Source organism: Pseudomonas sp. UBA7500 (genome assembly GCF_002478435.1).
Classification (GTDB): domain Bacteria; phylum Pseudomonadota; class Gammaproteobacteria; order Pseudomonadales; family Pseudomonadaceae; genus Aquipseudomonas; species Aquipseudomonas palmensis.
This window is the reverse complement of record NZ_DLNW01000028.1, coordinates 24548-49898: the sequence shown is the minus strand read 5'-3', so window position 1 is coordinate 49898 and position 25351 is coordinate 24548. Positions and strand designations below refer to the sequence as shown.

At 64.7% G+C, this 25351-nt stretch carries 23 protein-coding genes; 16 read left to right on the top strand and 7 right to left on the bottom strand.

All coding sequences use genetic code 11. The annotated features are described in order from the left end of the window. Positions 1 to 2: 2 nt before the first annotated feature. From frr to rpsB, 4 genes are all read right to left on the bottom strand, one after another. Entirely contained in the window at positions 3 to 560 is a 558-nt protein-coding gene (gene frr, locus B4I46_RS13330; protein WP_043863254.1) for a ribosome recycling factor, read from the bottom strand. Next, complete coding sequence (gene pyrH, locus B4I46_RS13325; RefSeq protein WP_038614006.1) at positions 557 to 1300, bottom strand: UMP kinase; 744 nt, start codon at positions 1298 to 1300, stop codon at positions 557 to 559. Before pyrH ends, frr begins: the two co-directional genes overlap by 4 nt. A gap of 182 nt (positions 1301 to 1482) precedes the next feature. Then, positions 1483 to 2346, bottom strand: coding sequence for a translation elongation factor Ts (tsf, locus tag B4I46_RS13320; protein WP_043863253.1), 864 nt, complete (start codon positions 2344 to 2346; stop codon positions 1483 to 1485). A gap of 193 nt (positions 2347 to 2539) precedes the next feature. Then, on the bottom strand, positions 2540 to 3280 hold the full coding sequence (gene rpsB / locus B4I46_RS13315; RefSeq protein WP_043863252.1) for a 30S ribosomal protein S2: 741 nt from the start codon (positions 3278 to 3280) through the stop codon (positions 2540 to 2542). A gap of 345 nt (positions 3281 to 3625) precedes the next feature. On the opposite strand from rpsB, the gene map reads away from it, so the two are divergent. From map to B4I46_RS13295, 4 genes are all read left to right on the top strand, one after another. Then, a complete protein-coding gene (gene map, locus B4I46_RS13310) occupies positions 3626 to 4408 on the top strand; it encodes a type I methionyl aminopeptidase (protein WP_043863251.1) in 783 nt (260 codons plus the stop codon). Between the two features lie 20 nt (positions 4409 to 4428). Continuing rightward, on the top strand, positions 4429 to 7131 hold the full coding sequence (locus B4I46_RS13305) for a [protein-PII] uridylyltransferase (RefSeq protein ID WP_286900602.1): 2703 nt from the start codon (positions 4429 to 4431) through the stop codon (positions 7129 to 7131). Positions 7132 to 7154: 23 nt separating this feature from the next. Further along, entirely contained in the window at positions 7155 to 8348 is a 1194-nt protein-coding gene (dapC, locus tag B4I46_RS13300) for a succinyldiaminopimelate transaminase (RefSeq protein ID WP_054915003.1), read from the top strand. 94 nt (positions 8349 to 8442) lie between these two features. Beyond that, the gene (locus tag B4I46_RS13295; protein WP_052504292.1) at positions 8443 to 9186 is read left to right on the top strand and encodes a M12 family metallopeptidase; all 744 of its coding nucleotides are present in this window, start codon (positions 8443 to 8445) and stop codon (positions 9184 to 9186) included. 109 nt (positions 9187 to 9295) lie between these two features. Here B4I46_RS13295 and B4I46_RS13290 read toward each other — a convergent pair whose 3' ends face one another. After that, positions 9296 to 10942 (bottom strand): Na+/H+ antiporter, encoded by a 1647-nt coding sequence (locus tag B4I46_RS13290; protein ID WP_043863248.1) that lies wholly within the window; start codon positions 10940 to 10942, stop codon positions 9296 to 9298. A 158-nt stretch (positions 10943 to 11100) separates the two neighbouring features. Between B4I46_RS13290 and pncA the strand changes: the two genes are divergently transcribed. The 5 genes from pncA (at position 11101) to B4I46_RS13265 (ending at position 14947) form a co-directional block, all read left to right on the top strand. Then, positions 11101 to 11790 carry a bifunctional nicotinamidase/pyrazinamidase gene (gene pncA / locus B4I46_RS13285; RefSeq protein WP_058541486.1) on the top strand — a complete coding sequence of 230 codons (690 nt, stop codon included), beginning with the start codon at positions 11101 to 11103 and terminating at the stop codon, positions 11788 to 11790. Between the two features lie 68 nt (positions 11791 to 11858). Beyond that, the gene (locus tag B4I46_RS13280) at positions 11859 to 12206 is read left to right on the top strand and encodes an ArsC family reductase (RefSeq protein ID WP_043863246.1); all 348 of its coding nucleotides are present in this window, start codon (positions 11859 to 11861) and stop codon (positions 12204 to 12206) included. Between the two features lie 39 nt (positions 12207 to 12245). Then, entirely contained in the window at positions 12246 to 13280 is a 1035-nt protein-coding gene (gene dapD / locus B4I46_RS13275) for a 2,3,4,5-tetrahydropyridine-2,6-dicarboxylate N-succinyltransferase (RefSeq protein WP_043863245.1), read from the top strand. Positions 13281 to 13334: 54 nt separating this feature from the next. Continuing rightward, a complete protein-coding gene (locus B4I46_RS13270) occupies positions 13335 to 14540 on the top strand; it encodes a cysteine desulfurase (protein ID WP_210014270.1) in 1206 nt (401 codons plus the stop codon). Beyond that, entirely contained in the window at positions 14537 to 14947 is a 411-nt protein-coding gene (locus B4I46_RS13265; RefSeq protein ID WP_286900600.1) for a SufE family protein, read from the top strand. The genes B4I46_RS13270 and B4I46_RS13265 overlap by 4 nt, the downstream gene beginning before the upstream one ends. Here B4I46_RS13265 and tcdA read toward each other — a convergent pair. Further along, a complete protein-coding gene (tcdA, locus tag B4I46_RS13260; protein WP_058541484.1) occupies positions 14926 to 15750 on the bottom strand; it encodes a tRNA cyclic N6-threonylcarbamoyladenosine(37) synthase TcdA in 825 nt (274 codons plus the stop codon). The genes B4I46_RS13265 and tcdA overlap by 22 nt on opposite strands. Before the next feature lie 289 nt (positions 15751 to 16039). Between tcdA and B4I46_RS13255 the strand changes: the two genes are divergently transcribed. The 4 genes from B4I46_RS13255 (at position 16040) to B4I46_RS13240 (ending at position 21169) form a co-directional block, all read left to right on the top strand. Continuing rightward, positions 16040 to 18631 (top strand): glycosyltransferase, encoded by a 2592-nt coding sequence (locus B4I46_RS13255; protein ID WP_043863241.1) that lies wholly within the window; start codon positions 16040 to 16042, stop codon positions 18629 to 18631. Between the two features lie 177 nt (positions 18632 to 18808). After that, positions 18809 to 19960 carry a succinyl-diaminopimelate desuccinylase gene (dapE, locus tag B4I46_RS13250; RefSeq protein WP_286900598.1) on the top strand — a complete coding sequence of 384 codons (1152 nt, stop codon included), beginning with the start codon at positions 18809 to 18811 and terminating at the stop codon, positions 19958 to 19960. Next, on the top strand, positions 19960 to 20772 hold the full coding sequence (locus B4I46_RS13245) for a putative RNA methyltransferase (RefSeq protein ID WP_054915009.1): 813 nt from the start codon (positions 19960 to 19962) through the stop codon (positions 20770 to 20772). The genes dapE and B4I46_RS13245 overlap by 1 nt, the downstream gene beginning before the upstream one ends. A 19-nt stretch (positions 20773 to 20791) precedes the next feature. Further along, positions 20792 to 21169: a hypothetical protein gene (locus B4I46_RS13240; protein ID WP_043863238.1), complete on the top strand. Its 378-nt coding sequence runs from the start codon at positions 20792 to 20794 to the stop codon at positions 21167 to 21169. Positions 21170 to 21277: 108 nt separating this feature from the next. On the opposite strand, the gene B4I46_RS13235 is transcribed toward B4I46_RS13240, so the two are convergent. After that, a complete protein-coding gene (locus B4I46_RS13235) occupies positions 21278 to 21487 on the bottom strand; it encodes a cold-shock protein (RefSeq protein WP_038996759.1) in 210 nt (69 codons plus the stop codon). A gap of 222 nt (positions 21488 to 21709) precedes the next feature. Here B4I46_RS13235 and plsB point away from each other — a divergent pair, with 222 nt between their 5' ends. The 3 genes from plsB to B4I46_RS13220 are packed head-to-tail and all read left to right on the top strand — an operon-like array spanning position 21710 to position 25339. Continuing rightward, positions 21710 to 24205, top strand: coding sequence for a glycerol-3-phosphate 1-O-acyltransferase PlsB (plsB, locus tag B4I46_RS13230; RefSeq protein WP_058541480.1), 2496 nt, complete (start codon positions 21710 to 21712; stop codon positions 24203 to 24205). Positions 24206 to 24218: 13 nt separating this feature from the next. Beyond that, positions 24219 to 24617: a YbaY family lipoprotein gene (locus B4I46_RS13225; protein ID WP_043863236.1), complete on the top strand. Its 399-nt coding sequence runs from the start codon at positions 24219 to 24221 to the stop codon at positions 24615 to 24617. A 32-nt stretch (positions 24618 to 24649) separates the two neighbouring features. Then, positions 24650 to 25339, top strand: coding sequence for a DUF4197 domain-containing protein (locus tag B4I46_RS13220; RefSeq protein WP_043863235.1), 690 nt, complete (start codon positions 24650 to 24652; stop codon positions 25337 to 25339). Positions 25340 to 25351 lie beyond the last annotated feature (12 nt).

Sequence of the window (25351 nt, the reverse complement as noted above, 5' to 3'; positions counted from 1 at the left end):
CCTTAAACGGCCATCAGGTCCTTTTCTTTCTCTTCGGTGGCCTTGGTGATCTGGGCCTCGGTATCTTTGGTCAGCTTGTCGATATCAGCGATGGCGCGACGCTCTTCGTCTTCACTGATTTCCTTGTCCTTGACCAGCTTCTTCAGTTCACCCAGAGCATCGCGGCGAATGTTGCGCACAGCAACGCGCGCGTCTTCGGCCGCACTGCGCGCCTGCTTGGTGAAGCCCTTGCGGGTTTCTTCGGTCAGGGCTGGCATGCTGATCAGCAGCAGCTCACCCAGGTTGGTCGGATTGAGATTCAAACCGGCGCTCTGGATGGCCTTGTCGACGGCAGCGAGCATGTTGCGCTCGAACGCCACGACTTGCAGGGTGCGCGAATCTTTCACGGTGACGTTGGCCACGCCGCTGATCGGGGTGTCGGTACCGTAGTAAGGCACCATCACGCTTGCCAGGATGCTGGGGTGTGCCTTGCCGGTACGAATCTGGCCGAACGCGTAAGCCAGAGACTCCAGGGATTTCTGCATACGCGCTTGGGCGTCTTTCTTGATTTCGTTGATCATTTTTGAACTTCCTCGATCAGGGTCCCTTCAGCGCCACCATGCACGATGTTCAGCAGGGCGCCAGGCTTGTTCATGTTGAAGACGCGCAACGGCATCTTGTGGTCTCGGCACAGACAGATAGCTGTCAGGTCCATCACGCCCAGCTTGCGATCCAGCACTTCATCGTAGGTAAGATGATCGAACTTCTCGGCATGCGGGTCTTTGAATGGGTCTGCAGTGTATACACCATCGACCTTGGTTGCCTTCAATACCACGTCGGCATCGATTTCGATGGCGCGCAGGCAGGCGGCGGAGTCGGTGGTGAAGAACGGGTTGCCGGTACCGGCCGCGAAAATTACCACTTCTTTCGAGTTCAGGTGGCGCATGGCCTTGCGGCGATCATAGTGATCGGTCACGCCTACCATGGAGATCGCCGACATGACGATGGCGGTGATGTTGGCGCGCTCCAGCGCATCGCGCATGGCCAGCGCATTCATTACCGTGGCCAGCATACCCATGTGGTCGCCGGTAACGCGATCCATGCCCGCTGCGCTGAGCGCCGCGCCACGGAACAGGTTGCCGCCACCGATCACCAGGCCGACCTGCACACCGATACCGACCAGCTGGCCGACTTCCAGCGCCATGCGATCCAGCACCTTGGGGTCGATGCCGAACTCTTCCGAGCCCATCAGGGCCTCGCCGCTAAGCTTGAGTAGAATGCGTTTATAGCGAGCTTGATAACCACTGCCCTGCTGAGCCATTGCGAATCTCTCCTGCGGCGTTTTGAAAAAAAATCTGGGCGGGCTGTTTTCAGCCTGCTAACTGTAGCGTGGCGCAGCGACTGCGCCAGCGAAAGGGCGGCGTTGTAAACCGCCCCCGCTTTGACAAAGAGGCTGCGCGCGTGAGCGGGCAGCCTCTTTGGGGCGACAGAGGTGACTCTGTCTTACTGCTTGGCAGCAGCCAGCTGTGCAGCAACTTCTTCAGCGAAGTTGTCGACTGGCTTCTCGATGCCTTCGCCTACCTTGAAGTAGGTGAAGGAAACGATTTCGGCACCGGCTTTCTTGGCCAGCTCGCCGACCTTGATTTCCGGGTTCATGACGAAGGCTTGCTCGACCAGGCTGGCTTCGGCCAGGAACTTCGAGATACGGCCTTTGACCATGTTCTCGACGATGTTCTCAGGCTTGCCTTTGATCTTCTCTTCGTTCAGCTGCAGGAACACGGCTTTTTCGCGCTCGATCGCTTCGGCCGAAACTTCCGACGGCAGCAGGAACTCAGGGTTGCTTGCCGCCACGTGCATGGCGATCTCTTTGGCCAGTTGGACGTCGCCGCCCTTCAGGACCACTGCAACACCGATCTTGTTGCCGTGCAGGTAGGTACCGACAACGTCACCTTCAACGCGCACCAGGCGACGGATGTTGACGTTTTCGCCAACCTTGGCCACCAGGGCTTCACGAGCAGCTTCACGCGCAGCGATCAGCGGCGCAGCGTCGGTCAGTTTTTCAGCGAAGGCTTGCTCGACGCTTTCGGCGACGAAGGCCTTGAAGTCGTCTTGCAGGGCCAGGAAGTCGGTCTGCGAGTTCACTTCCAGCAGGACAGCGGACTTGTCGTCGGCCTTGATGGCGATGGCGCCTTCAGCGGCAACGTTGCCAGCTTTCTTGGCTGCCTTGATGGCACCCGAAGCGCGCATGTCGTCAATGGCTTTTTCGATGTCGCCGCCAGCCTTTTCCAGGGCTTTCTTGCAATCCATCATGCCTTCGCCGGTACGCTCGCGCAGTTCTTTTACCAGCGCTGCAGTAATTGCTGCCATTTCAAATTCCTCTTGGATAGGTTTTCAACCATTCCACCCGATACCTGACGGGCGTTCAATTCTGGAAATCCACTGCCAGAGCACATGCAGTTCGCAATGATGCAACGGCGACGCTGACAAGAGGATTTCAAGGTGGCAAAAAGGGGGCCAAGCCCCCTTTTTGCGTGCCGAGTCGACGCTAAGCGTCAGCTACTCAGGCTTCGGCAGCCGGTGCAGCTGCTTCTTCTGCGAACACTTCGGTGCCGCCGGCAACGTTGTTGCGACCACGGATAACGGCGTCAGCCATCGAACCCATGTACAGCTGGATGGCGCGAATGGCGTCATCGTTGCCTGGGATGATGTAGTCAACGCCTTCCGGGCTGCTGTTGGTATCGACAACGCCGATGACCGGGATACCCAGCTTGTTGGCTTCGGTGATAGCGATGCGCTCGTGGTCAACGTCGATCACGAACAGGGCATCAGGCAGGCCGCCCATGTCCTTGATACCACCCAGGCTGCGGTCCAGCTTTTCCAGATCGCGGGTGCGCATCAGCGCTTCTTTCTTGGTCAGCTTGGTGAAGGTACCATCTTCGGCCTGGGTTTCCAGGTCGCGCAGACGCTTGATCGAAGCACGGATGGTCTTGTAGTTGGTCAGCATGCCGCCCAACCAGCGGTGATCGACGTACGGCGAACCGCAACGTGCTGCTTCTTCAGCAACGATCTTGCCAGCGGAACGCTTGGTGCCGACGAACAGAATCTTGTTTTTGCCCTGGGCCAGGCGCTCTACGAAGGTCAGTGCCTCGTTGAACATCGGCAGGGTTTTTTCAAGGTTGATGATGTGGATCTTGTTGCGCGCGCCGAAAATGTACTTGCCCATTTTCGGATTCCAGTAACGGGTTTGGTGACCGAAGTGCACACCGGCCTTCAGCATATCGCGCATGTTGACTTGGGACATGATAGTTCCTTGATAAGTCGGGTTGGGCCTCCACGTATCCCAATGACCAACCCCGAAACCGAAGTCAGGGGCACCCAGGCCATCGTGTCGACACGTGTGTGGGTTTGAGCAGACGGGGCTATCCCCGAAAGCGGCGCATTTTATACCACACAAGTGAGCCGAGCGAAACCGAAAAAACAGACGACACCCGAGGGTTGCACCCGCCCTGCTCACGCAGCGACCGATGCAATCAACATAAATAGTAGGCAATGCCCCGCAGCCCAGGCCCCAGCCCGCCGCCTCGCTCTGTTAGAATCACGCCTTTCCCGTTTCATTTGCGCCTGCGCGCGCCGTAGAGAGCCTGCAATGACCGTCACTATCAAAACCGCCGAAGACATCGAAAAGATGCGCGTCGCCGGCCGCCTGGCCGCCGAAGTCCTGGAGATGATCGAAGAACACGTCAAGCCCGGTGTCACCACCGAGGAACTCGACCGCCTGTGCCACGACTACATCGTCAACGTGCAGCAGGCCATCCCCGCGCCCCTGAACTACAAGGGCTTCCCCAAGTCGATCTGCACCTCGGTCAACCACGTGGTGTGCCACGGCATCCCGGGCGACAAGCCGCTCAAGGATGGCGACACGCTGAACATCGACGTGACCGTGATCAAGGACGGCTACCACGGCGACACCAGCCGCATGTTCCACGTCGGCACCGTGCCGGTATGGGCCGAGCGCCTGTCCCAGGTCACCCAGGAGTGCATGTACAAGGCCATCGAGCTGGTCAAGCCGGGCTGCCGCCTGGGCGACATCGGCGAAGTGATCCAGAAGCACGCCGAAAAGAACGGCTTCTCGGTGGTGCGCGAGTTCTGCGGCCACGGCATCGGCAAGGTGTTCCATGAAGAGCCGCAGATCCTGCACTACGGCCGCGCCGGTACCGGCATGGAACTCAAGGAAGGCATGACCTTCACCATCGAGCCGATGATCAACCAGGGCAAGGCCGACACCAAGGTGCTGGGCGACGGCTGGACCGCCATCACCAAGGACCGGAAGCTCTCGGCGCAGTGGGAACACACCCTGGTGGTCACCGCCACCGGCTACGAGATCTTCACCCTGCGCAAGGACGACACGATCCCGCGCACTTCGGCCTGACCCTCACAGGAACGTCATCGATGCCCCAGGTGGACCCCGAGCTGTTCGACCGCGGCCAGTTCCAGGCGGAACTGGCCCTCAAGGCCAGCCCCATAGCGGCCTTCAAGAAAGCCATCCGCCAGGCCGGCGAGGTGCTCGACGGGCGCTTTCGCAGCGGCCGCGAGATCCGCCGACTGATCGAGGACCGCGCCTGGTTCGTCGACAACATCCTGCAACAGGCATGGAACCAGTTCAGCTGGAGCGAAGCCGCCGACATCGCCCTGATCGCCACCGGCGGCTACGGGCGCGGCGAGCTGCACCCCTACTCCGACATCGACCTGCTGATCCTGCTCGATGACGCCGACCACGAGGTGTTTCGCGACTCGATCGAGCGCTTTCTCACCCTGCTCTGGGACATCGGCCTGGAAGTCGGCCAGAGCGTGCGCTCGGTGGACGAATGCGCCGAACAGGCGCGCGCCGACCTCACGGTGGTCACCAACCTGATGGAAAGCCGCACCATCTGCGGCCCCGAACACCTGCGCCAGCGCATGCTCGAGGTCACCAGCACGGCGCACATGTGGCCGAGCAAGGAATTCTTCCTGGCCAAGCGCGCCGAGCAGAAGGCGCGCCACCACAAGTACAACGACACCGAGTACAACCTGGAACCCAACGTCAAGGGCTCCCCCGGCGGCCTGCGCGACATCCAGACCGTGCTCTGGGTAGCGCGCCGCCAGTACGGCACGCTCAACCTGCATGCGCTGGCCGGCGAAGGCTTCCTGCTGGAGAGCGAGAACAACCTGCTGGCCTCGTCACAGGAGTTTCTGTGGAAGGTGCGCTACGCCCTGCACATGCTCGCCGGGCGCGCCGAAGACCGCCTGCTGTTCGACCACCAGCGCAGCATCGCCGCGTTGCTGGGCTTTGCCGATGACAACCCCAAGCGCGCCATCGAACAGTTCATGCAACAGTACTACCGGGTGGTGATGAGCATCGCCGAGCTCAGCGACCTGATCATCCAGCACTTCGAGGAAGTCATCCTCGCCGATGACAGCGCCAGCAGCACCCAGCCGCTGAACCCGCGCTTCCAGCTGCATGACGGCTACATCGAGGCGGTGCGCAGCAACGTGTTCAAGCGCACCCCGTTCGCCATGCTCGAGATCTTCGTGCTGATGGCCCAGCACCCCGAGATCAAGGGCGTGCGTGCCGATACCATCCGCCTGCTGCGCGAGCACCGGCACCTGATCGACGACGAGTTCCGCAACGATATCCGCAACACCAGCCTGTTCATCGAGCTGTTCAAGTGCGAGATCGGCATCCACCGCAACCTGCGCCGCATGAACCGCTACGGCATCCTGGGGCGCTACCTGCCCGAGTTCGGCCTGATCGTGGGGCAGATGCAGCACGACCTGTTCCACATCTATACGGTCGATGCGCACACCCTGAACCTGATCAAGCACCTGCGCAAATTGCAGTACACCCCCGTGTCCGAGAAATTCCCGCTGGCCAGCAAGCTCATGGGGCGCCTGCCCAAGCCCGAGCTGATCTACCTCGCCGGCCTGTACCACGACATCGGCAAGGGGCGTCAGGGCGACCATTCCGAGATCGGTGCGGTGGACGCCCAGGCATTCTGCAGCCGCCACCAGTTGCCCGCCTGGGACAGCCGGTTGATCGTGTGGCTGGTGCAGAACCACCTGGTGATGTCGACCACTGCCCAGCGCAAGGACCTCTCCGACCCGCAGGTGATCCACGACTTCGCCCAGCTGGTCGGCGACCTGGTGCACCTGGACTACCTCTATGTGCTCACCGTGGCCGACATCAACGCCACCAACCCGAGCCTGTGGAACTCCTGGCGCGCCAGCCTGCTGCGCCAGCTCTACACCGAAACCAAGCGGGCCCTGCGCCGCGGCCTGGAAAACCCGCTGGAACGCGAAGAGCAGATCCGCCAGACCCAGAGCGCAGCTCTGGACATCCTGGTACGCGAAGGCACCGACCCGGACGACGTCGAACAACTGTGGTCGCAACTGGGCGATGACTACTTCCTGCGCCACACCGCCGCGGACGTGGCCTGGCACTCCGACGCGATCCTGCAGCAACCGGCCGACGGCGGCCCGCTGGTGCTGATCAAGGAGACCACCCAGCGCGAGTTCGAGGGCGGTACGCAGATCTTCATCTATGCCCCCGACCAGCACGACTTCTTCGCCGTGACCGTGGCCGCGATGGACCAGCTCAACCTGAACATCCACGACGCACGCATCATCACCTCCAGCAGCCAGTTCACCCTCGACACCTACATCGTGCTCGACAACGACGGCGGCTCGATCGGCGACAACCCGCAGCGCGTCAAGGAAATCCGTGAAGGCCTCACCGAAGCCCTGCGCAACCCCGACGACTACCCCACCATCATCCAGCGCCGGGTACCGCGCCAGCTCAAGCACTTCACCTTCGCGCCCCAGGTGACCATCCTCAACGATGCCCAGCGCCCGGTGACCATCCTCGAGCTCAGCGCCCCGGACCGCCCGGGCCTGCTGGCACGCATCGGCAAGATCTTCCTGGAGTTCGACCTGTCGCTGCAGAACGCCAAGATCGCCACGCTGGGCGAGCGGGTGGAAGACGTGTTCTTCATTACCGACGCCGACAACCAGCCGCTGTCCGACCCTGAACTGTGCCGCCGCCTGCAGGCAGAGATCGTCGAGCAGTTGCGCGTCGACCAGGCCACCGGCGTCGAAATGACCCGCCTCACCCTTTGACCGATTGACGAGACCCAGCGCCAATGAACAACGCTTTGAACCAGCTTCAGCCCTACCCGTTCGAGAAACTGCGTGCCCTGCTCGATGGCGTGACGCCGGCCGCAGACAAGCGCGCCATCGCCCTGTCGATCGGCGAGCCCAAGCACGCCTCGCCGGCATTCGTGGCCAAGGCGCTGGCCGACAACCTCGACAAGATGGCGGTGTACCCCACCACCCTGGGCCTGCCCGCGCTACGCGAAAGCATCGTGCACTGGTGCGAGCGCCGCTTCGGTGTACCGGCCGGCTGGCTGAATGCCGCACAGCACGTGCTGCCCGTCAACGGCACCCGCGAGGCGCTGTTCGCCTTCACCCAGGCGGTGGTCAGCCGTGGTGAGGACGCGCTGATCGTCAGCCCCAACCCGTTCTACCAGATCTACGAAGGTGCCGCGTTGCTCGCCGGCGCCCAGCCGCACTACCTGCCGTGCCTGGACAGCAACGGCTTCAACCCGGACTTCGACGCGGTGCCAGCCGAGATCTGGCAGCGTTGCCAGATCCTGTTCCTGTGCTCGCCAGGCAACCCGACTGGCGCACTGGTGCCGCTGGACACCCTGAAAAAACTCATCGCACTGGCCGACGAGCACGACTTCGTGATCGCCGCCGACGAGTGCTACAGCGAGCTGTACTTCGACGAGCAGGCCCCGCCACCCGGCCTGCTCAGCGCCTGCGTGGAACTTGGCCGCAGCGACTTCAAGCGCTGCGTGGTGTTCCACAGCCTGTCCAAGCGCTCCAACCTGCCAGGCCTGCGTTCGGGCTTCGTGGCCGGCGATGCCGAGATTCTCAAGGCCTTTTTGCTCTACCGCACCTATCACGGTTGCGCGATGCCGGTACAGACCCAGCTGGCGAGCATCGCCGCCTGGAACGACGAGGCGCATGTCCTGGAGAACCGCGACCTGTATCGCGAGAAGTTCGACGCCGTGCTGCAGGTGCTGGCCCCGGTAATGGATGTACAGAAGCCCGACGGCGGTTTCTACCTGTGGCCGAAGGTCCCCGGCGATGACGCGCAGTTCTGCCGCGACCTGTTCGAACAGCAGCACGTGACCGTGGTGCCGGGCTCGTACCTGTCTCGCGAGGTGGAGGGCTTCAATCCGGGGGCCGGACGCGTGCGCCTGGCGCTGGTGGCCCCGCTTGCCGAATGTGTCGAGGCGGCCCAGCGCATCCGCGCATTCGTCGAAGGCTGAGCCGGTACGCCTGGTCGGCCGACCGATAGATAAGTAACGCCCAAGGCCCGGTCGGCCCGCCAATCATGGAGCTCCACTCAACAGGAGCTCCAGCATGGACATACCAACCTTGTGCAAGGTCACCCAGGTGGCCGATCAGCAGCAATCCTACGAAACAGCCCTGAAAGAAAACCCGCTCAACGCCCCGCAGCCCTCGCGCTCGGGTCGTCAGAAACGCGGCGTTGCCTACCACAGCCGCCTGTGGGCGCCGGGCCGCACCCTGCTCATCGCCTTCGCGGCCGACGTACCGGAACAGACGCAACAGAGCATCTTCGAGGTTGCCTGCCAATGGCTGGCGTACGCCAACCTCAAGTTCCAGCGCACCGCCGACTGGGCCGAGGCACAGATCAGGATCGAGATGAAGCCAAGCGGCACGGGGATCAACCATTCACTGGTCGGTACCGACGCCTTGCTCCGCGAAGACAGCACCATGACCCTCAGCGACTGGCCTGGCGATGAGCAGTTCCAGCGCAGCGTGCTGCATGAGTTCGGGCACGCGCTGGGCCTGGACCATGAGCATCAGCACCCGGATGCGGACATCCAGTGGAACCTGGCCAAGCTGCTGGAATACGCCGAACAGGTCGGCATGCCCATGGAAGAGATTGCTGAAAACTTCCTCAACAGGATCGAACGCACGCAGGCATTGCACAACGCCTACGACCCGGGTTCGGTCATGCACTACCCGATTCCGGCCACCTTCACCCTGAACAATGTGGCCTTCACCGGCTCGGCGCAGCTCAGTGACGGCGACAAGGCGCTGGCGGGCAAGGCCTACCCCTTCACCCCGGTACACCCGTGAAGTACACCCCGCCCAGCCCGGCAGCGGGCGAGACCTGGGCGCCAGCATGCGCCTGACCTGTCCGCGCGACTGACCCCCAGCGCGGGGCCGCCATGCGACCCCGAGCACTTCACTTGACCGGCCCCAGGTTGGCCTCGCTCATGTCCAGCTCACCCAGCACCTGGCGCACCACGTCATCACCGATCTGGTGCTGGCGGTGCAGGCTGTACAGCTCCAGGCGCTGCGCCCGCAGCGCCCGCAGGCGCAGGCGTCGCTCCAGCTGATCCATCTGCGCGGCCAGCGCCTGGGCCTCGGCACTGTCGTTGAACACGTCCAGTTGCTGCCGGTACTCGGCCATCAGGCGCGCCTTCAACTCGGCGGCCAGTGCGGCCTGGGAGGCATCCTGGGGCGCGCCGGGCTCCACCAGTTCCTCGGCCTCCAACGCATGGATCGCCGCCTCGGCGGTGCGCCGCCAGGCCTCGCGCGCCTCCTGGCGCAGGGTATCGTCGGGGCTCTTCTCCACCCCGCGCAGCAGCAACGGCAAGGCAATGCAGGCCGATACCAGCGACAGCAGAATCACCCCTGCGGCAATGAAGATCAGCAGGTCGCGTTCGGGGAACGCCTTGCCCGCGCCGATCAGCAGCGGCACCGACATCACGCCCGCCAGGGTCACCGCCCCCCGCACGCCGCCCACGGTCAGCAGCCAGCACGAACGCGCGTTGGGCACCAGCACCAGGTCTTCCTTGCCGCGCCAGCGCCGGATCACCCCGATCAGGCGCCAGATGCTCTGCACCCAGATGAACCGCAGCGCCAGCAACACCAGGAAGATCGCCACCACATCCAGGCAGCGGTACAGCAGGGTTGGCCACAGCGATGCCTCATGGCTGGTCACCGCCTTGGCGATATCGGGCAGTTGCAGGCCCAGCAGCAGGAAGATCAGGCCGTTGAAGGCGAACTCCAGCAGCGACCACACACTGCGGTTGAGCAGGCGCGTGCTGGTCTGGCGCGGCAGCAGGTCAAGCCAGCTCTGCATCATGCCCGCCGCCACCGCCGAGAGAATGCCCGAGGCGCCCAGGCGCTCGGCCAGCACATAGGCGGCGAACGGCAGCAACAGCATGAACACCACGTGGGTGGCCGGGTCGTCCCAGCCGCGCGCGATCATCCACACCCGCAGGCGCCCCACCAACCAGCTCAGCGCCACGCCGATGGCCAGGCCACCCACGGCCACCAGCACGAAGGTCACACTGGCCTCGGCCAGCGAGAACACCCCGGTGATCGCCGCCACCAGCGCAAACTTGAACGTCACCAGGCCCGAGGCATCGTTCATCAGCGCCTCACCCTGCAGCATGTGCATCAACGGGGTGGGCAGGCGATCCTGGCTGATTGCCGACACCGCCACCGCGTCGGTGGGCGACAGCACGGCGGCCAGGGCAAAGGCCACCGGCAGCGGTATGCTCGGCAGGATCCAGTGGATGAAATAGCCGGCCCCCACCACCGTGAACAGCACCAGCCCCACCGCCAGGGTCAGGATCGGCCCGCGCAGGCGCCAGAACTCGCGCTTGGGCATGCGCCAGCCATCGGAGAACAGCAACGGGGGCAAGAACAGGAACAGAAACAGCTCAGGGTCCAGGGCCACGTGCAGGCCCAGAGTCGGCCAGGCCAGCAGCGCACCGGCACCAATCTGCACCAGCGGCAGTGGCAGCGGGATCAATCGCCCCACCAGTTTCGAGACACTGACCAGCATCAGCAGGATGAGAACGGTATAGGCTGACTGCATACGGCGTGTTTTTCCTGTTCAGTTTCAAATACGCTCAACGGCCAGGGTTATGCCATTGAAACAACATGTTACCGGGAACTGCATGAACACAACCGCTCCACCTAAGTCGCAGACCCGCCGGCAATCTGTAACACAATGCTACAAATGAGGAGCCTCGCATGATCACCCCCGCGTCGACCCTATTGACCCACGATAGCCCCAACCGTGCGCTGCTGGTCATCGATGTGCAAAACGATTTCATCCCCGGCGGCGCCCTGGCGGTGCCCGGTGGCGACGAGATCGTGCCGCTGGTCAACCAGCTCGGCCGCCAGTTCGAGCGCGTGGTGCTGGCCCAGGACTGGCACCCGGCCGGGCACGCCTCGTTCGCCTCGAGCCACCCGGGCAAGAATCCGTTCGAGGTCATCGAACTGTCATACGGGCCGCAGACACTCTGGCCCGACCACTGCATTCAAGGGAGCCCCGGCGCACAGTTTCACCCGGACCTGAACATTGCCCACGCACAGCTGATCGTGCGCAAGGGCGGCAACCGCCAGGTCGACAGCTACTCGGCGTTCACCGAAGCCGACCAGACCACCCCCACCGGCCTGGCCGGCAACCTGCGCGAGTGCGGCATCGACACGCTGTTCCTGTGCGGCCTGGCCCTGGACTTCTGCGTGGCCTGGACGGCACTGCACGCACGCCGCGAAGGGTTTGCCACCTATGTGGTGCTGGACGCCTGCCGGGCCATCGATACCGCAGGCTCCTGCGCGGCGGCGATGGCACAGATGCAGGCTGCCGGGGTGCAGTTCATTCAGGCGCGGCAACTGGGCGGCGCCAGCCGTGGCGCCCTGCCCGATGTTGTCGCATAATCCAGCCCACCCATTCTTCGAGGAGTTTCGGGGCGGCTGCGGGAATACCCGCGCGCCCTTAACGTTCAATGGCTTATATTCTCTTCGGCATCAAAGCCTGTGACACGATGAAGAAAGCCCGTACCTGGCTTGAAGAACACCACATCCAGTACGACTTTCACGACTACAAGACCCAGGGTATAGACCGGGACCACCTGAACCGCTGGTGCGACGAGCACGGCTGGCAGGTGGTACTCAACCGCGCAGGCACCACCTTCCGCAAGCTCGATGACGCGCAGAAGGCCGACCTCGACCAGGCCAAGGCCGTCGAGCTGATGCTGGCACAACCCTCGATGATCAAGCGCCCGGTGCTCGACCTGGGCGGCAAGACCCTGGTCGGTTTCAAACCGGACCTGTACGCGGCAGCCCTGCGCTGAACCGCGACGCCTTCACTCAATTTCGCAAGAGGTAACCGCATGTCCACTTCACTGTTCAGCCTGGCCTTCGGCGTCGGCACTCAAAACCGTCAAGGCGCCTGGCTGGAAGTCTTCTACGCACAGCCACTGCTCGCCCCGAGCGCCGAGCTGGTCGCAGCCGTCGCCCCGATCCTGGGCTATGAAGGCGGCAACCAGGCCATCGCGTTCAGCAACGCCCAGGCCGCGCAACTGGCCGAGGCCGTCAAGGGCGTCGACGCCGCCCAGGCTGCACTGCTGACCCGCCTGGCCGAAAGCAACAAGCCGCTGGTGGCCACGCTGCTGGCCGAAGACGCCACCCTGAGCTCCACCCCTGAGGCCTACCTCAAGCTGCACCTGCTGTCGCACCGCCTGGTCAAGCCCCACGGCCTGAGCCTGGCCGGCATCTTCCCGCTGCTGCCGAACGTGGCCTGGACCAGCCAGGGCGCCATCGACCTGGCCGAACTGGCCGAGCAGCAACTCGAAGCCCGCCTCAAGGGCGAGCTGCTGGAAGTGTTCTCGGTCGACAAGTTCCCGAAAATGACCGACTACGTGGTGCCGAGCGGCGTGCGTATCGCCGACAGCGCCCGCGTACGCCTGGGTGCCTATATCGGCGAAGGCACCACCATCATGCACGAAGGCTTCGTCAACTTTAACGCCGGCACCGAAGGCCCGGGCATGATCGAAGGCCGCGTTTCGGCGGGCGTGTTCGTCGGCAAGGGTTCGGACCTGGGCGGCGGCTGCTCCACCATGGGCACCCTGTCGGGCGGCGGCAACATCGTCATCAAGGTCGGCGAAGGCTGCCTGATCGGCGCCAACGCCGGTATCGGCATCCCGCTGGGCGACCGCAACACCGTCGAAGCCGGCCTGTACATCACCGCCGGCACCAAGGTGAACCTGCTCGACGAAAACAACGAGCTGGTCAAGGTGGTCAAGGCCCGCGACCTGGCTGGCCAGACCGACCTGCTGTTCCGCCGCAATTCGCTAAACGGCGCGGTCGAGTGCAAGACCCACAAGTCGGCCATCGAGCTGAACGAAGCGCTGCACGCCCACAACTAAGTGGTACGATCGGGTCTGGCCCTCTGCCAGACCCGATATCAGGCCCTACACATCATGTTCCAGCCCTCTCCCTGGCGCGCAGACTTCCCTGCCATCGCCGCCCTGCAACGCCAGCACCAGACCTACCTGGACAGCGCTGCCACCACGCAGAAACCCCAGCACCTGCTCGACGCCCTGAGCCACTACTACACCCAGGGTGCGGCCAACGTGCACAGGGCCCAGCACCTGCCCGGCGCACTCGCCACCCAGGCCTTCGAGGCCAGCCGCGAAAAAGTCGCCGCCTGGCTCAATGCCGCCGATGCGCAGCAGATCGTGTTCACCCATGGCGCCACCTCGGCGCTCAACCTGCTGGCCTATGGCCTGGAATGGCGCCTGGAGGCGGGCGACGAGATCGCCGTCAGCGCCCTGGAGCACCACGCCAACCTGCTGCCCTGGCAGCAGTTGGCCCAGCGCCGCGGCCTCAGGCTGGTGATCCTGCCCCTCGACGCCAACGGGCATATCGACCTGGAGGCGGCCCTGCAACTGATCGGCCCGCGTACCCGCGTGCTGGCGGTGAGCCAGTTGTCGAATGTGCTCGGCACCTGGCAGCCGCTGCAACCGTTGCTCGACCACGCCCGCGCCCAGGGCGCCCTCAGCGTGGTCGATGGCGCCCAGGGCGTGGTGCACGGGCGTCACGATGTACAGCAACTGGGCTGCGACTTCTATGTGTTTTCCAGTCACAAGCTGTATGGCCCGGACGGCCTTGGCGTGCTCTATGGGCGCCGCGAGGCGTTGGGCCTGCTGCGTCACTGGCAGTTCGGCGGCGAGATGGTGCAACTGGCCGGCTACCAGCAGTCGAGCTTTCGCGCCGCCCCGCTGGGTTTCGAGGCCGGCACGCCGCCGATCGCCAGCGTGATCGGGCTGGGTGCCAGCCTGGATTACCTGGCCAGCCTCGACGCCACCAGCGTGGTCGAACATGAAGCCGCCCTGCACCGCCATCTGCTGCGCGGCCTCAACGATCGTGAAGGGGTGCGGATACTGGGCGTGCCGCAACTGGCCCTGGCCAGCTTCGTGGTCGAGGGCGTGCACAATGCCGACCTTGCGCACCTGCTGACCGAACAGGGCATCGCCGTGCGGGCCGGTCATCACTGCGCCATGCCGCTGGTCAACAGCCTGGGCCTGGATGGCGCGATCCGCGTGTCGCTGGCGCTGTACAACGATTCCCACGACCTGGAGCGCTTCTTCAGCGCCCTGGACCAGGCCCTGGAGCTGCTGCGATGAGCCTGCCCGACGCCGCCCGCGAGGCGCTGGATGTATTCGAACAGGCTGCCGGCTGGGAGCAGCGCGCCCGCCTGCTGATGCAATGGGGCGAGCGCCTGCCCCCCCTGGACGCGACGCAGCAGTGCGAGGCCAACCGCGTGCACGGTTGCGAAAGTCAGGTGTGGCTGGTGGCCGAACAAACCGACGGTCGCTGGCACTTCAAGGCCGCCAGCGATGCGCGGCTGCTGCGCGGCCTGCTGGCGCTGCTGCTGGTGCGGGCCGACGGCTTGACCGGCAGCCAGCTGCAGCAGCTGGACCTGCCCGCCTGGTTCACCGCCCTGGGCCTTGGACGACAGCTCTCGCCGTCCCGCAGCAACGGCCTGAACGCCGTGCTGCGGCGCATGGCTCAGCTCGCCGCCGGCGCCTGAGCCGCTACGCGATCGGCCGGGCGGCGCTTGCCACCCACCAGTTTCTCCACGGCCTTGCTGGCAGCCACCATGCCGAAGGTCGCCGTCACCATCATCACCGCGCCGAAACCGCCCGAGCAGTCGAGCTTGACCCCGTCCCCGACGAAGCTCTTCTGCAGGCAGATACCGCCATCGGGCAGCGGATAGCGCAACTGCTCGGTGGAGAACACGCACGGCACCCCGTAGTTGCGGCTCACGTTGCGCGAAAACCCGTGGTCGCGGCGCAGCGTCGAACGCACCTTGGAGGCCAGTGGGTCATTGACCGTGCGGTTGAGGTCGGCCACCTGGATCTGCGTGGGGTCGAGCTGCCCGCCCGCACCGCCGGTGCAGATCACCTGGATCTTGCGCCGCTTGCACCAGGCAATCAGCGCAGCCTTGGCCATCACGCTGTCGATGCAGTCGATCACGCAGTCGATATGGTCGGTGATGGTCTGGGCCAGGTTGTCGCGGGTGACGAAGTCCACCACCGCGTGCACCTTGCAGTCCGGGTTGATTGCGCGCAGGCGCTCGGCCATCACCTCGACCTTGGGCTTGCCCACGTTGCCCTGCAGCGCATGCAACTGGCGATTGGTGTTGCTCACGCACACGTCATCCAGGTCGAACAGCGAAATTTCGCCAACGCCGCTGCGGGCCATGGCCTCGGCCGCCCACGAGCCGACACCGCCGATGCCGACGATCGCCACATGCGCCTCGCGCAGGCGCTGCAAGCCCTGCTGGCCATACAACCGGGCAACACCGGCAAAGCGTGGATCTTCTGTACTCATGGCCCAACCCTGAAAAAACCGGCGCGCATTATAGGCCCCACAACGCAGGATGACAGCCCGCAACCGACGCACTGATTGCCATGAATTGGTAAACCTGGCGCCAACCCTGCTTTAATGACCGGTGCAAACCCTGCTTTGGACGGCAATTGTACGGGCTTCAGAACTTCAGCATCTGAGGAAAATCCAAGCGCTACATGCACCCGTTTCCTATACCACGCTACCTGCCTGGTGCGTAGGATCCGTGCCCGCCGGCGCTTGCCCGTTCCACTTTTCGGAACCCGAAATATCTATGTCATCGCGTAAATTTGGTATCAACCTGGTGGTCGTCATGGCGATTGCCGCGCTATTCACCGGGTTCTGGGCACTGATCAACCGCCCGGTGTCCGCCCCCGACTGGCCGGAGCAGATCTCCGGCTTCTCGTATTCGCCTTTTCGCCTGGGCGAAAGCCCGCAAAAGGGCCAGTACCCGACCGAAGCCGAGCTGCGCGAAGACCTCGAGCAACTGAGCAAGCTGACCGACAGCATCCGCATCTATACGGTGGAAGGCACCCAGGCGCTGATCCCGCGTCTGGCCGAAGAGTTCGGCCTGCGCGTGACCCTGGGTGTGTGGATCAGCCCCGACCTGGAACGCAACGAGCGCGAAATCGAGACCGCCATCCAGTTGGCCAACACCTCGCGCAGCGTGGTGCGGGTGATGGTCGGCAACGAGGCGCTGTTTCGCGAAGAGGTCACCCCCCAGGCCCTGATGGACTACATGGACCGCGTGCGCGCCGCAGTGAAGGTGCCGGTCACCACCAGCGAACAGTGGCACATCTGGAAGGAAAACCCCGAGCTTGCCGGGCACGCCGACCTGATCGCCGCGCACATCCTGCCCTACTGGGAATTCATCCCGGTGAGCCAGGCCGAGCAGTTCGTGCTCGACCGCGCCCGCGAGCTCAAGCAACTGTTCCCGCGCAAGCCGCTGCTGCTGTCCGAGGTCGGCTGGCCCAGCAATGGCCGCATGCGCGGCGGTGCCGACGCCACCCAGGCGGATCAGGCCATCTACCTGCGCAGCCTGGTCAACCTGCTCAACCGCCAGGGCTACAACTACTTCGTGATCGAAGCCTACGACCAGCCCTGGAAAGCCAGTGACGAAGGTTCGGTGGGCGCCTACTGGGGCGTGTTCAATGCCGCGCGCCAGCAGAAATTCAACTTCGAGGGCCCGGTGGTGGCCATTCCGCAGTGGCGCGTGCTGGCCGTGGGCTCGGTGGTGCTGGCGATGCTGTCGCTGACCCTGCTGCTGATCGACGGCTCGGCGCTGCGCCAGCGCGGGCGCACCTTCCTGACCTTCATCGCGTTCCTGTGCGGCTCGGTGCTGGTATGGATCGGCTATGACTACAGCCAGCAGTACAGCACCTGGTTCAGCCTCACCGTGGGTTTCCTGCTGGCGCTCGGCGCGCTGGGAGTGTTCATCGTGCTCCTGACCGAGGCCCATGAACTGGCCGAGGCGGTATGGACGCACAAGCGCCGCCGGCTGTTCCTGCCGGTGGAGGCCGACAGCGCCTATCGGCCCAAGGTGTCGGTGCATGTGCCGTGCTACAACGAGCCCCCGGAGATGGTCAAGCAGACCCTCGATGCCCTCGCGGCGCTGGACTACCCGGACTTCGAAGTGCTGATCATCGACAACAACACCAAGGACCCGGCCGTGTGGGAGCCGCTCAAGGCCCACTGCGAGCTGCTGGGCGAGCGCTTCAAGTTCTTCCATGTGGCACCGCTGGCCGGCTTCAAGGGTGGCGCCCTGAACTACCTGATCCCGCACACCGCCAAGGACGCCGAAGTGATCGCGGTGATCGACTCGGACTATTGTGTCGACCGCAACTGGCTCAAGCACATGGTGCCGCACTTTGCCGACCCCAAGATCGCCGTGGTGCAATCGCCGCAGGACTACCGCGACCAGAACGAAAGCACCTTCAAGAAGCTCTGCTACGCCGAGTACAAGGGCTTCTTCCATATCGGCATGGTCACCCGCAACGACCGTGACGCAATCATCCAGCACGGCACCATGACCATGACCCGGCGTTCGGTGCTCGAAGAGCTCGGCTGGGCCGACTGGTGCATCTGCGAAGATGCCGAACTGGGCCTGCGCGTGTTCGAGAAGGGTTACTCGGCGGCCTATTCCCACGAGAGCTACGGCAAGGGCCTGATGCCCGACACCTTCATCGACTTCAAGAAGCAGCGCTTTCGCTGGGCCTACGGCGCGATCCAGATCATCAAGCGCCACACCTCCAGCCTGCTGCGCGGCAAGGACACCCAGCTGACCCGCGGCCAGCGCTACCACTTCCTGGCCGGCTGGCTGCCGTGGATCGCCGACGGCATGAACATCTTCTTCACCGTGGGTGCGCTGCTGTGGTCGGCGGCCATGATCATCGTGCCGCAGCGGGTCGACCCGCCGCTGCTGATCTTCGCGATCCCGCCGCTGGCGCTGTTCGTGTTCAAGGTGGGCAAGATCGTGTTCCTGTACCGCCGCGCGGTAGGGGTCAACCTCAAGGACGCGTTCTCGGCGGCGCTGGCAGGGCTGGCGTTGTCGCACACCATTGCCAAGGCGGTGCTGTACGGGTTCTTCACCAGCAGCATTCCGTTCTTCCGCACGCCGAAGAACGCCGACAGCCACGGGCTGCTGGTGGCACTGGCAGAGGCCCGCGAGGAGCTGTTCATCATGCTGCTGCTGTGGGGCGCGGCGCTGGGCATCTACCTGGTGCAGGGCCTGCCGAGCAACGACATGCGCTTCTGGGTGACCATGCTGCTGGTGCAGTCGCTGCCGTACCTGGCGGCGCTGATCATGGCCATGCTGTCGTCGCTGCCCAAGCCTGCGGATGTCACGCAGCCCGCACCTGCCGCCTGATAAACCGCCATCGCGGGCCAAGCCCGCTCCCACAGGGATTGCGCAGTACCTTGTGGGAGCGGGCTTGACCCGCGATAGGCCCGCACAGACAGCACAGATCCACAGTCCCTTCCCCGCACTTTTGCTATAAGATAACGCCCCTTCTTTTTGCCCCAGCCTTGCACCCCGGAGTCCTTCATGACGGCCCCAGCCGACCTCTCGCCTACCCTTGAACTGGCCTGCGACCTGATCCGTCGTCCCTCGGTGACCCCGCTGGACTTCGACTGCCAGAAACAGATGATGCAGCGCCTGGGCGATGCCGGCTTCATGCTCGAACCGATGCGCATCGAAGACGTCGACAATTTCTGGGCCACCCACGGCAGCGACGACGGCCCGGTACTGTGCTTCGCCGGCCACACCGACGTGGTGCCCACCGGCCCGGTGCAGGCCTGGGCCAACGACCCGTTCGACGCCCTGATCGACGCCGACGGCATGCTCTGCGGGCGCGGCGCGGCCGACATGAAGGGCAGCCTGGCCGCCATGATCGTGGCCACCGAGCGCTTCGTCGCCGACTACCCGAACCACAAGGGCAAGGTCGCCTACCTGATCACCAGCGACGAGGAAGGCCCGGCCCATCACGGCACCAAGGCCGTGGTCGAACGCCTGGCGGCGCGCAACGAACGCCTGGACTGGTGCATCGTCGGCGAGCCGTCGAGCACCACCCTGGTCGGTGACGTGGTCAAGAACGGCCGTCGCGGCTCGCTTGGCGCCAGGCTCACCGTGCGTGGCGTGCAGGGCCACGTGGCCTACCCGCACCTGGCTAAGAATCCGATCCACCTGGCCGCCCCGGCCTTGGCCGAACTGGCCGCCGAGCACTGGGACGAGGGCAACGATTTCTTTCCCCCCACCAGCTTCCAGATCTCCAACCTCAACTCGGGGACCGGCGCCACCAACGTGGTGCCAGGCGAGCTGACCGCACTGTTCAACTTCCGCTTCTCCACCGAGTCGACCGTCGAAGGGCTGCAGGCCCGCGTGGCGGCGATCCTCGACAAGCACGGCCTGGACTGGCAGGTGGACTGGGCGCTGTCGGGCCTGCCGTTCCTCACCGAACCGGGCGACCTGCTCGACGCGGTGTCGGCCAGCATCAAGGCCGTGACTGGCCGCGACACCCAGGCCTCCACCAGCGGCGGCACCTCCGACGGGCGCTTCATCGCCACCCTGGGCACCCAGGTGGTCGAACTGGGCCCGGTCAACGCCACCATTCACCAGGTCAACGAGCGGGTCCTGGCCAGCGACCTGGACGTGCTGAGCGAGATCTACTACCAGACCCTGACCCGGTTGCTCGCCTGATGCTCATCTGCCCCATCTGCAGCGCCGCGCTCGGCGCCCTGGACAACGGTGTCGGCTGCCCTGCCGGGCACCGCTTCGACCGGGCGCGCCAGGGCTACCTGAACCTGTTGCCGGTGCAGCACAAGAACAGCCGTGACCCTGGCGACAACCAGGCCATGGTCGAGGCACGTCGCGACTTCCTCAATGCCGGGCACTACGCCCCGGTGGCACGGCGCCTGGCCGAGCTTGCGGCCGAGCGCGCCCCCGCGCGCTGGCTGGACATCGGTTGCGGCGAAGGCTACTACACCGCGCAACTGGCCGACGCCCTGCCCCAGGCCGACGGCTATGCCCTGGACATCTCCCGCGAGGCGGTCAAGCGTGCGTGCCGGCGCAACCCGGCACTCACCTGGCTGGTGGCGAGCATGGCCCGGGTGCCACTGGCCGATGCCAGCTGCCAGTTCCTGGCCAGCGTGTTCAGCCCACTGGACTGGCAGGAAGCCAGGCGCCTGCTCAGCCCCGGCGGCGGCCTGATGCGGGTCGGCCCCACCCGCGGTCACCTGATGGAGCTGCGCGAACGGCTGTACGATGAAGTGCGCGACTATGCCGACGACAAGCACCTGGCCCTGGTGCCCGAGGGCATGCACCACGCCCACGGCGAAGTGCTGGAGTTTCGCCTGAGCCTGGCGGCCCCGGCCGACCGCGCCAACCTGCTGGCCATGACCCCCCATGGCTGGCGCGCCAGCGCAGAAAGACGCGCGGCCGTCATCGATCACCCCGAGCCCTTAGAGGTGACGGTATCGATGCGTTACGATTACTTTGTGCGCCAAGACTGAGCCGCACCCGGAGAGCCCCATGCGCCAACCCGATATCGAGATTTACCTGAAGGACGCCGACGTCGATCACAAGCAGATCGCCGCCTGGCTGGGCCAGGCCCTCGGCCCGTGCAGCGACTGGCAGCAGAAGGGCCAGACCTACAAGTGCAAGGCCGGTAACGTACCTGTTACCTGGCTGCCCAAGGCTGTGGGCAAATGGAACAGCCTGTACCTGGAAAGCGACCAGACCCCGTGGGAGGACGACATCGCCTGCGCCCGCGCCGCATTCGCCGCACTCAATGTCGAAGTACGCTGCGCGCCGGGTAGCTGGGTGGAAGAGGAAGGTGAAGAAGACGCCGACCGCTGGATCCGCATCAGCGCCGATGGCGAGGAAGAGATCACCTGGCGTACCAGTTGAGCCGTTGACCGGCTTTGCTTAGGCGCCAGCCTTGCTGGCGAAGCCCGGCATCGCCGGGCCAAGGGGCTGCTGCGCAGCCCATCGCCAGCAAGGCTGGCGCCTGCCGCTTTACAGCCCCACTACGTCTTCGGCCTGCAGGCCTTTCTGGCCCTGGGTCAGGTTGTACTCGACCTGTTGCCCTTCCAGCAGGGTGCGATGCCCTTCACCGCGGATCGCGCGGTAATGCACGAACACATCCGCACCGCCCTCACGCTGAATGAAGCCATATCCCTTGGCGTCATTGAACCACTTCACACTTCCAGTCTCACGAGACGACATCTGAACTACTCCGGATTTTTATTTTGGAATCGCCTTGTCGGCAGGGCCTCACCAGGCCCCACCTACGCCGCTTGCGGATTTGTCCTGCAAGTGGCGGACCGACTATAACGCAGCCATTCAACAATTTTCATGACCGGGGCGCTTTTTGCTGAACTTGCGCGGATACGGCACACTAACCTACCGAGCATCTGCTCGAATCCCATTACCCAGGGCACCTACCGAATGACCCGTTCCCCCTTGCGCCGTCTGATCTTCGGCGCCCTGCGCCGACTGCTGTACCTGTGGGTGCGCTCCGAAACCATCAACCAGTCATCCTTCTCGCTGAACCTGGACCGCAGCCGTCCGGTGTTCTACGTGCTGCAATCACCCGCGCTCACCGATCTGGCCGTGCTCGACCGCGAATGCACCAAAGCCGGGCTTCCGCGCCCGGTGCTGCCCGTGGCGGTAGGCCCGGTGATGGAGCCGGCGGCGTTCTTCTACCTGACCCCCGAACCCGACTGGCTGGGCCGCCACGACAAGCGCGGCGCACCGCCGACGCTGACGCGCCTGGTCAACCTGGTCAGCCAGCACGCCGAACAGGACGCGCAGATCATTCCGGTCAGCGTGTTCTGGGGCCAGTCGCCGGCCAGCGAATCGAGCCCGTGGAAGCTGCTGTTCGCCGACAGCTGGGCCGTCACCGGGCGCCTGCGCCGGCTGCTCACCGTGCTGATCCTGGGGCGCAAGACCCGCGTGCAGTTTTCCGCGCCGATCCATCTGCGTGAGCTGGTCGAGCACAACAAGGGCCACGAACGCACCGTGCGCATGGCCCAGCGCCTGCTGCGGGTGCATTTTCGCAACCTCAAGACCGCCGTCATCGGCCCCGACATCTCGCACCGGCGCAACCTGGTCAAGGGCCTGATCCACGACCCGCTGGTACGCCAGGCCATCAGCGACGAGGCCCAGCGCGAGAACATCCCGCTGGCCAAGGCCGAGGCTCAGGCCCTGCGTTATGGCAACGAGATCGCCTCGGACTATACCTACACCGCCATCCGCTTCCTCGAAGTGGTGCTGAGCTGGTTCTGGAACAAGATCTACGACGGCATCAAGGTCAACCATATCGAACAGGTGCAAGGCATCGCGCCGGGGCACGAGGTGATCTACGTGCCCTGCCACCGCAGCCACATCGACTACCTGCTGCTGTCGTACCTGCTGTTTCGCAACGGCCTGACGCCGCCGCACATCGCCGCCGGCATCAACCTCAACATGCCGGTGATCGGCAGCCTGCTGCGCCGCGGCGGTGCGTTCTTCATGCGCCGCACCTTCAAGGGCAACCCGCTGTACACCGCGGTGTTCAACGAGTACCTGCACACCCTGTTCACCAAGGGCTTCCCGGTGGAGTACTTCGTCGAGGGCGGGCGCTCGCGCACCGGGCGCATGCTGCAGCCCAAGACCGGCATGCTGGCGATCACCCTGCGCAGTTTTCTGCGTTCCTCGCGCACCCCGATCGTGTTCGTGCCGGTGTACATCGGCTACGAGCGCGTGCTCGAAGGCCGCACCTACCTGGGCGAGCTGCGCGGGGCGAGCAAGAAGAAGGAATCGATCTTCGACATCTTCAAGGTCATCGGCGCGCTCAAGCAGCGCTTCGGCCAGGTGGCCGTGAACTTCGGCGAGCCGATCCGCCTGGCCAGCTTCCTCGACCAGCAGCAACCGGGCTGGCGCGAACAGGACCACAGCCCGCAGTTCCGCCCGGCCTGGCTCAACGAAACCACCTCGCGCCTGGGCGAGAAGGTCGCGCAGCACCTGAACGAGGCCGCCGCGATCAACCCGGTCAACCTAGTGGCCCTGGCGCTGCTGTCCACCAGCCGCCTGGCCCTGGACGAACGCGCCCTGGCGCGGGTACTGGACCTGTACCTGGCGCTGCTGCGCCAGGTGCCCTACTCGGCCCATACCACCCTGCCCGAAGGCGACGGCCTGGCGCTGATCGGCCACGTGCGCGGCATGGACCTGCTGGCCGAGCAGCAGGACGCGCTGGGGCGCATCCTGTACCTGGATGAAAACAACGCGGTACTGATGACCTACTACCGCAACAACGTACTGCACATCTTCGCCCTGCCGGCGCTGCTGGCGAGCTTCTTCCAGAGCAGCTCGCGCATCAGCCGCGAACTGATCGGCCGCTACACCCACGCGCTGTACCCGTATCTGCAGTCGGAGCTGTTCATCCGCTGGGATGCCCAGGAGCTCGACGGGGTGATCGACCAGTGGCTGGAGGCATTCGTCGAACAGGGCCTGCTGCGTTTCGAGAACGGCGTGTACCTGCGCCCGGCCCCGAGTTCGCGCCAGTTCGTGCTGCTGACCCTGCTGGCGCGGGCCATCACCCAGACCCTGCAGCGCTTCTACATGGCCACCGCGCTGCTGCTCAACAGCGGCCAGCACACCCTCAGCGCCGAAGAGCTGGAAGACCTGTGCGTGGTCATGGCCCAGCGCCTGTCGATCCTGCATGGCCTGAACGCCCCGGAATTCTTCGACAAGAGCCTGTTCCGCCACTTCATCCAGACCCAGATCGAACAGGGCGTGCTGCGCCCGGATGCGGCGGGCAAGCTCGGCTACCATGAAAAACTCAGCGAGCTGGCCGAAGGCGCCGCCAAGCGCGTGCTGTCGGCCGAGGTGCGCCTGTCGATCCGCCAGGTGGCCTTGCAGCGCAGCGACGAAACCACCGAACACACCGAGCAACAAGTCTGAACAGGAGTACACGATGAAGAAATTGACCCTGGCTGTGCTGGGCAGCCTGCTGGCCGCCTGCAGCAGCACCCCGTCACCCTCCAAGGCCAGCCTGGACGGCGAGGTGTTCTACCTGCAGCGCATCGCCCTGCCACCGGCAGCCACCCTGAGCGTCAGCCTGCAGGACGTGTCGCTGGCCGATGCGCCAGCCGTCACCCTGGCCAACCAGAGCGGCCCGGTAAAAGGCCAGGTGCCCCTGCCGTTTCACCTGAGCTACGACCCGGCACAGGTCAAGCCGGGCCACCGCTATGCTGTGAGCGCGCGCATCGAGCTGGACGGCAAGCTGCTGTTCATCAACACCGAACACCACGGCGTGCAGCTGGACGGTAGCGACGCCCAGCCTGTACGAATCAAGGTCGACGCCGTTCGCTGATCCCCTTTTTGCCTTTGGATAAGGATGCTGCCATGTTCCGCCCTGCTCTTACCTTTACCGGCCTGTGTGCCGGCCTGCTGTTGTCGGCCAGTGCGCTGGCGCTGTCACTCGGCGACCTGTCGCAGAAGGACGCCACCGGGGGCCTCAAGGATGCCCTGACCCAGGGTGCGCAGATTGCCGTCAAGCAACTGGGCACCCCAGGCGGCTTCAGCAACAACCCGGACGTGCGCATCGAGCTGCCGGGCAACCTGGGCAAGGCTGCCAAGGCCATGAAGAAATTCGGCATGGGCGCCGAGGTCGACCAGCTCGAGGCCAGCATGAACAAGGCGGCCGAGGCGGCAGTACCGCAGGCCCAGGCGTTGCTGGTGGATGCGGTCAAGAAGATGAGCGTGGCCGACGCCAAGGGTATTCTCAGCGGTGGCAACGATTCGGCCACCCAGTACCTGAACAAGACCAGCCGCGAGCAGATCCGTGCCAAGTTCCTGCCCATCGTCAAGCAGGCCACCGACCAGGTCGGCCTGGCCAAGCAGTACAACAGCTTTGCCGGGCAGGCCTCGTCGCTGGGCCTGCTGGACAGCAAGAACGCCAACGTCGAGGGTTATGTGACCGAGCAGGCGCTGGATGGCCTGTTCGAGATGATCGGCAAGCAGGAAGCGACGATCCGCCAGAACCCGGCGGCCGCGGCTACCAGCCTGGCCAAGAAGGTCTTCGGCGCCCTCTAGGGCCCTTCGCCG